A 7,920-nucleotide genomic window follows, 5' to 3' on the forward strand; every position below is an offset into this window, starting at 1 on the left:
GCACCGCAGGCCGTTCCTCTGGAGGAACCCGTGACGGGACGCGTATTCCACACCTCCGACTGGCACCTGGGCCGCCAGATCGGCCGCCATCGACGTGACAGCGAGGTCGACGCCGTCCTGGACGAGATCATCGACATCGCCGAGGACTACGCCCCCGATCTGATCGTGCACAGCGGTGACCTCTTCGACAGTGCCCGCCCGAGCCTGGACGACATGCGCCGTGCGGCCCAGGCGCTGCGACGCCTCGGCGCGATCGCACCCGTGGTCGTCGTCGCCGGCAACCACGACACCCTCTACGTCCTGGCGTTCCTGGAGTACGTCCTGAACGACATGGGAACCCGCGAAGGAGACCAGATCAGAGTCCGCTTCGCCACCGACGCCCGCCCCGACGGGCTGCTCGTCGCCGAATACCCCACCAAAGACGGGGAGTTGACGCTGCGCATCGGTGCACTGCCCTACCTGCACCCCAACCGGTTCATCTACCCCTTCGCCGACCCCGCCCTGATGACCGCCACCTACGCCCAGCGGATGCGCACCGTCCAGGCCGACGTCTACCGCCGTCTGACCGCGGGCCGCAGCGCCCGGGACGTCCTGGTCTTCGCCGCCCATCTGTTCGTCGAAGGAGCCACCCCCTCCTACTCGGAGAGGAAGATTTCCATCGACGCCGATTACGCAGCCGAACCCGCCGACCTGCCCGACGTCGCCTACGGCGCCCTCGGCCACATCCACAAGCCGCAGATGGTCGGCCGCGCCGGATTCCCGGCCTACTACGCCGGCAGCCCGCTGCAGATGGACTTCGGCGAGACCGGCGACACCAAAAGTGTGGTGCTGGCCGAGATCGGCCCGGGAATTACGCCCCGCATCGAACTTGTGCCGCTGACCGCCGGCCGCCGCCTGGTCCGCCTGGAGGGCACCCTGGAAGAGATCGCGCAGCGCGCCGGCCGTGTCGGAGACGCCTGGGTGAAGGCAGTGGTGGACGTGGAAGCCCCCGATCCCTTCCTGCCGGACACCCTTGCCAAGATGCTGCCGCAGGCGACAGTCGTCACCACCATCGAGCGCCGCGCGGGAGCAACCAGCCGAGTCCTGGACCGGGAGACCTCCACGAGAGAACTGCCCGACATCGAAGATCTGCTGCGCGAATACCTGCCCGGCCATGGCACCACCGGCCTCGCCCTGGACCGCGCCATGGCCGCCTTCGCCCATCTGCAAACCGAACCTGACCCTGACGATCCCGCACCCTGCTGCGAGGAGACCCTGCTGACCGCAGCCATTGCCGGCCAGCCCCTCGACACCATCGACCGCTCGAGCCTGTTGCCCGGCACCGACACCACTGCAGCGGAGACGACGCGATGAAACCGTTGACGCTCACCCTCACCGGATTCCGCAGCTACCCCGCCCCGGTCACGGTCGACTTCACCGGCAAGAGCCTGGTCGCAGCCATCGGCGACACCGGCGCCGGGAAAAGCAGCCTGCTCGACGCCGTTACCTTCGCCCTGTTCCGCAAAAGCTCCTGGGACGCCAGAGAACCCCGGCAACTCATCGCCGACGGCGCGCAGGCCATGAGCGTCGAGTTCACCTTCCTACACGACGGGCAACGCTGGCACGTGCACCGCACCATGCACGCCACCAACCCGAACGCAGGCCGCCACCATCTGAAGAACCTCGACACCGGCGAGGAGATCGACAACGCCACCCCGGTCGACGACCGCATCAAGGCGGTGCTGCAGATGGGCTACGACACGTTCCTGCGCATCGGTCTGCTCCCGCAAGGCAAATTCGACCGACTCCTCACCGCCGCCCCCAAAGAACGAAGCGAGCGGCTGCGCGAACTCTTCGGCGCCGAGTCAGTGGAATCAATCCAACAGTTGGCCGCCCGCCAGCGCGAGAAGCTCAAAGACCTACTGGCTGATGCGAAGGCCAAACGTGCCCTCATGCCGGACAACCCCGAGCAGACCGCCAAGGAAGCCGGTGCGGCCGCCGGTGCGGCCGCAACCCGTGCTGAACACCTGAACAGCGCCATCGACCGCATCACCGGGCTGCAGAAGGAAGTCACCGCGGCCCGGACCGCCGCTGAGGAAACCGCCAACGCCGCGCACATCCTGGCAGCCCGTACTGTGGCCGACGCTGGCACCGTCCTCAACGCCCTCGAGTCCGTTGCCGCCGACATCGCCGGACGACGCGACGATCTGGACCGACGCACCGCCCAAGCCACAGCCCAGGAAAGCGCACTGTCTGCTGCGATCACCGCAGCAGACGCGGCAGGAGAAGGCCAAGGCGCCCTCACCAAAGCCGCAATGATCCTGGATACCCTTGCAACAGACGCCGCGGAACACCGACGTGAGCGTGACCGGCTTGCCAAAGCCACCCAACAACTCATAGACGAACGTGACGCCATCAGCCAAGCCGAAACGGAGCTGGCCGAGCGCGTCGCTCAGGCAGAGCCACTGGCCGAGGCGGCCCGTGCAGCCGCGGAGACGAGCAAACGGATCCGCGCCCACGCCGCCACTGCCCGTACCTCGCTGACCGAAGCTCTCTCCGCAGCCCGCCGCGTCGCCGACACCGCGAGCGTCAAGGCTGCCGCAGCGCGCAGACGCGCCTCCGCGGAGGACGACCTCGGCTTGGCGGAAGCGGAAACAGGCGCAGCGAACAGAGACTTTGCCGCCGTCGAGACGCACCTGGAAACGCTCCAACTACGCGACAAAGCCGCCACGATTGCCGCTGAACTGCACGCTGGCGACGACTGCCTCGTATGCCACCAGCAGCTCCCGGCCGACTTCGAACCCGCATCCGCGACCGATGCCGCCGAACTCGCTGCTGCAAAGACGCAACTCGACGAGGCAAAGGCCCTCCGTAGCACGGCCGACGGCCGGCTGACCGCAGCCCGCGCTGCTGTGACCGCGGCCGACGAGACGGTGCGCGAACGCGAAAAAGATCACCACAGCGCACAGCGGAACGCGCAAGACGCCACCGCAAAAGCAGTGCGCGATTTCAAGGCCCTCGCGGTCCTGGCCGTCGGAACCGGCCAAGGTTTCGACGCCGAATCAGCTTCGGCGAGGCTGACCGCAACCACCACAACCCTGGCTACCCAAACCACTGACAGTGCTGCACCACCGGAGCAGCGCTCCGAGCACGACGCCGCACCCATCACCGACGCGATCGCCGCATGCGAACAGGCTGCCGACCTCTTCGCCGAGAAACTTCAGGCCGAAGGACATCGCCGTACGGCCCAGATCGAAGCAGACCGCAAGACACTGATAGAGCGCACAAACTCCCGTCAGCGCGCCGCCGACGACACAGCGACAGCCGCCGAGCGGCACACCCGGGCCGTGGCCAAGACCGCCGCTGAGGTCGGCGCGCTTCCCTTCCGCATCCAAGCAATGCTGCCGGACGATGCCATCGACGTGGTCGCCGACGAGGCGGCCACTGCCGCCGCCGCCATCACAGCCCGGCAAGCCGAAGTCCAAGAGTTGTTCGACCAGAGAGAAAACGCACGGGCGGTGAAGACTGCGATATCCGCCGACCAGCGCACCCTCGATCACGACACCCACGTTCAGCTGGAACGCCCACTGAACAAGCTGCGCGACAACTTGGACGCGTGGGCCCAAGCCGCCACCCAGGCCGCCACGCATCTCGACGAAGCCGACCAGCACCAGCTGCCCATGAACCCCACCCAGATGGGGGTCGCCGAGGCCCGCCGATACGCCGCCGAACTGTCGACGATCACCTTGGCCCTGGGCGACAAGCTCACCGAGCGCGCCACCGCCGCCGCAGACCGCGCGGCCGCCGCCGAGAACAATCTCGGCGAGTACACCGCCGCACTCGCCGATGTCGACGGCTTCGATGCCGCAGCCGGCCTGGCAACACCCCAAGCACTCCATCCTCTTGTCGCCGCAGCCGCACATGCAGCTAAAGAATCCAAGGACCAGCGCCGGAAGCAGCGGGAAGCGCAGAACCTCATCAAGCCGGCCGCGGACCTGGACTTCGCCGCAGCCGCAGGGAAGGCCCGCTATGAAGCCCTGGAGGTCCTCCGCCGTGAACTGGTCGACGCCAAGTTCCTGGGCCACCTCACCTTGCTGCGCACCCGCGCACTGCTCGGTGCCGCCAGCGACCTACTCGGCCAAATGTCTGACAAGCGATTCGGCTTCGCCGACACCTTCGACATCGTCAGCCGCAGCTCTGGAGCCGTCCACCCCCCGAACCGACTGTCTGGAGGGGAGAAGTTCCAGGCATCGCTTGCCTTGGCCTTGGCACTTGCCGAACTGCACTCCCGCAGCGGCCCAGCTCTCGGCTCCCTGTTCCTCGACGAAGGCTTCGCAGCCCTCGACACCACCGCACTGGATTCGGCCCTTGAAGTACTACGCACCCGGGCCAGCGAGGATCGCCTTGTCATGGTAATCAGCCACCTGCACGCTGTCGCCGAGGCAGTCGACGACGTGCTGTGGGTGAAGCGGACCACTGCCGGATCATCCGCCCGCTGGCTTACACCGGCCGAGCGTGACGAACTGGTACAGGCTGATCTGGCCAGCGGCCTGCAGGCACTGGCGCGGTCAACGCTGAGCGAAGCGATGGCCCCTGCCTACGACCCGGAGCAGCGATAACCGCGGCTTCCTGCCGAGCAGATGAGAGTCCGAGCGCGGCTCGCCGAACAGCGCGCATGACACCAACTCCCTTGGGCTCCGGCCGACACGGATCCACCGCATCGCCCCCGCTGTAGGCGAGAATGAACACCAGCCAGCCCCTCACGCATGCCGAGGAACCGTGCGATGACCTCCAGCCCCACCACCGCAGAGCACACCGCGCGTCTGCTCCTACGAGACGACCAGCGCGAGGGCGTCGACAGCGCAGTACGCCACCTGCGCCACCCGCGCTCCCGGGGCCACGCCGTTTCCGCCTGCGGCACCGGCAAGACTCTCATCGCGCTGCGCGCCGCCGAGGAACTCGGCGTGCGCCACCTTGCCGTGGCGGTGCCCAGCCTGGACCTGGTCGCGCAGTGGGCGGCCGCCGCCCGCACGGACGGTCGCCGCGAGCCGATGATCACCGTCTGTTCGCTGCGTGCTGAGACCCACCCGCTCCTCGCCGAGGCCAAGGTCGCCTCGACCAACTCGGGGGAGTACCTGGCCTACTGGCTGGCCCGTCACTCCAGAGCGACAGTGTTCTTCACCTACGACTCACTGTCCAAGATCGAGGAGGCGCAGCACTCTTCGATCTTCCCCGCGCCGGTTTTCGGTCTGCTAATCGTGGACGAGGCCCATGCCACGGCGGGCACCTGGGAGAAGAACTGGACCGCGCTGCACGACAACGAGCGCGTCCCTGCCGAGCGACGCCTCTACCTCACCGCCACCCCATATGTGTGGGAAGCCCCACGCCTGGCCGAGCCGCCCACCATCAGGGCGCAGCCCAAGCGCACCACCGCCACCGCCCCAGCCTGGGACGACCCATCCCTGTTGGCAACGATGGATCAGCCGAAGATCTTCGGCCCCCGCCTGCACACCTACTCCCACGCCGACGCCATCGACGACGGCGTCCTGGCCGACTACCAGCTCGTCGTCCCCACCATCACCGACACCGAACTGCGCACCGCGCTCACCGACGAAGACTCCGGGCCCACCGCGCGCCGCACCACCGCCCTGCACCTGGCCATCCTCAAAGCCATGCGCGAGCAAGACCTCAAGCACGTGTTCGTCTACTTCCAACAGATCGCGGACGCCTCCGACTTCGCCCGCCAGTTCACCCACACCCTGCGCGCCCTACCCGACGAAGCGCGCCCCGACTGGGCTGACGAGGTCGTCGTACAATCCATCGACGGCACCCACAACCCCCGCCGACGCGCCGATATCCTCGCCCGCTTCACCAACGCCAGCCGCGGCGTGCTGGCCAACGCCAAAGTCCTCGGCGAAGGCGTCGACCTTCCGGCCGTCGACGGCATCGTCTTCGCCGACCGCACCGCCAGCGTCCGCCGCATCGTCCAGGCCCTGGGCCGCGCCCTGCGCAAACCCCCCACCCAGACCACGAAGACGGCCAGCCTCGTCGTCCCCGCCTACATCCCGCCCGGCGCCGACCTCACCGACCTGCTGGGCACCCCCTACGAGGCGCTCTGGCTGGTGACCGCCGCCCTGCGCCATCACGACCAGACCATCGCTGCCCGCGCCCCGCGGGCCAAGAACCAGCATTCCGCCCGCGACTCCCACACCTACATCACCCGTCGCTTCCGCTTCGACCACACCCTCGACCCCACCGCGATCGCCCGCGCCTTGGACCTGCTCGTCTGGCCCTCTAGCGGCGCCGTTCTGTCCGCCCCCCGCCGCGCCGGCCTGGCCGCAGCCCTCCGTTACCACGCCGAACACGGCCACCTGAAAGTGCCGGCCGACTACGAGGACGCCTACGGCTACAGGCTGGGGAGGTTCATCACCAGCCAGCGCACCGCCTACCAGGCCAGCGCCCTCGACGCGGCGTGGATCGCCGAACTCGAGGCCATCGGCATGATCTGGGACGACCACGAGGCCACCTGGCAGGGCCACCTCGCCACCATCGAGGCCTATCACGCCGAACACGGCCACCTCGCCATCCCCGCCCAACAGCCCGGCGGCCAGTTCCTCGTCGACCAGCGCGCCCTGGCCCGCAAGGGCCGCCTCACACCCGAGCGCACAGCCCAGCTGACCGCCCTCGATCCCAACTGGCTCCTCCCACACGGCCCCGACTGGCACCGCAAGTACCACCTGCTCCGCCGTCACATCGAAGCCGGCAACCACCCCAGCACGCTACGCCCCGACACGGTGATCCACTCAGCGAAGACGGGCAGCTGGCTGTACCGCCAATTCACCACCTGGTCGCGGCTCCAGCCCGGCCAGCGCGACCTGCTCGCCCGCCTCGGACTTACCCCCGACCACGTCACCCTGGACCAGGAGGCCGCCGTAGGCGGGCCGGGCACATCACGGCGGCGCACCTTCGCGCAGACCGCTGAGATCCTCCAGCTCTTCGTTCAGCGCTGGGGACGAACCCCCGGCACCCGCGAGTGGATCGAGGTCGACGGCGACCGCGTCATGATCGGCCCTTGGCTCGCCAAGGCCCGCACCAAGAGGAATTCTGGCCAACTCCCCTACAATCACGCCGAGTTGCTGTCCCAAATCCTGCAGGAAGACTGGACGACGCCCCAGAAGGACTGGACCGGCACCCTCCACCCTGGCGCAGAGACAAGGCTCGATGAGCTATGACTCTTACCGGCTTCCATGACCACGGGGCGGCCGAGGCGTCAGTCTCCGCTTCGCCAGAGCCACCAACCTCCTCAACCAACACATTCGGGTCCGTCAACCCGGCGCCGCGCGAGTGTATCGACGTCGGCGGCGAGCGGTGTCCTGATCGAGTTCTGGCTGTGCGAGGTCCGGCGAAGTACCGGATCAACTCCCTGAAAATCAAGATCAGTTGATGGCCAAGATACGCAGGGAAGAGTGGACCGGCCCACCGACACTCAGGCACGGAAAACAGGGGAGGCGGAGATCTCGAATCTTCCATAGTTTTATGCTTCCACGAAGCAGTGAAGAACACGGTGAGTCACCGAGCCCGCTGTACACGAGGCCCCAAAAAAGCGGGATCTGACGATCCGTAACGCGAGCACTTCAACCAAGAGGCCCCCGCACCTAGCCAGCTGAAGTCGACCGCGGAGCGGTCGACTTCCTAACTCACCTACAAACTAAGAAAGTTGCACTATATGAAATCAGAGAAGTCGGGGAGGAGGCCGGATCGCGGAGCGATCAGGACACCGCACCGACGACCTCACACTGATCCGCGGAGCGGATCAACCGGGCCGCGGAGCGGCCAGCCATCGCGGAGCGATGGCTGATGTCGGGAGAGCGTCGGGGAGGGAAAGAGTGTGTAACGACGTGTAGAACTCGGGCGCCGCCGGCTCATTCAACTTGGGGGGGC

General features: G+C 67.5%; 3 protein-coding genes. All 3 read left to right on the top strand.

Features of this window, described 5'->3' with window-relative positions:
* Nucleotides 1-30 precede the first annotated feature (30 nt).
* The 3 genes from ACIRP7_RS40435 (at nucleotide 31) to ACIRP7_RS40445 (ending at nucleotide 7,211) form a co-directional block, all read left to right on the top strand.
* On the top strand, nucleotides 31-1,353 hold the full coding sequence (locus tag ACIRP7_RS40435; protein ID WP_403670416.1) for an exonuclease SbcCD subunit D: 1,323 nt from the start codon (nucleotides 31-33) through the stop codon (nucleotides 1,351-1,353).
* A complete protein-coding gene (locus ACIRP7_RS40440; protein ID WP_403670419.1) occupies nucleotides 1,350-4,598 on the top strand; it encodes an AAA family ATPase in 3,249 nt (1,082 codons plus the stop codon). Before ACIRP7_RS40435 ends, ACIRP7_RS40440 begins: the two co-directional genes overlap by 4 nt.
* Before the next feature lie 165 nt (nucleotides 4,599-4,763).
* Nucleotides 4,764-7,211, top strand: a complete 2,448-nt coding sequence (locus tag ACIRP7_RS40445) for a Helicase associated domain protein (protein WP_403670422.1) — start codon at nucleotides 4,764-4,766, stop codon at nucleotides 7,209-7,211.
* The last annotated feature ends 709 nt before the right edge of the window (nucleotides 7,212-7,920 follow it).

It is taken from the genome of Streptomyces sp. NPDC102270, assembly GCF_044766405.1.
GTDB lineage: Bacteria > Actinomycetota > Actinomycetes > Streptomycetales > Streptomycetaceae > Streptomyces.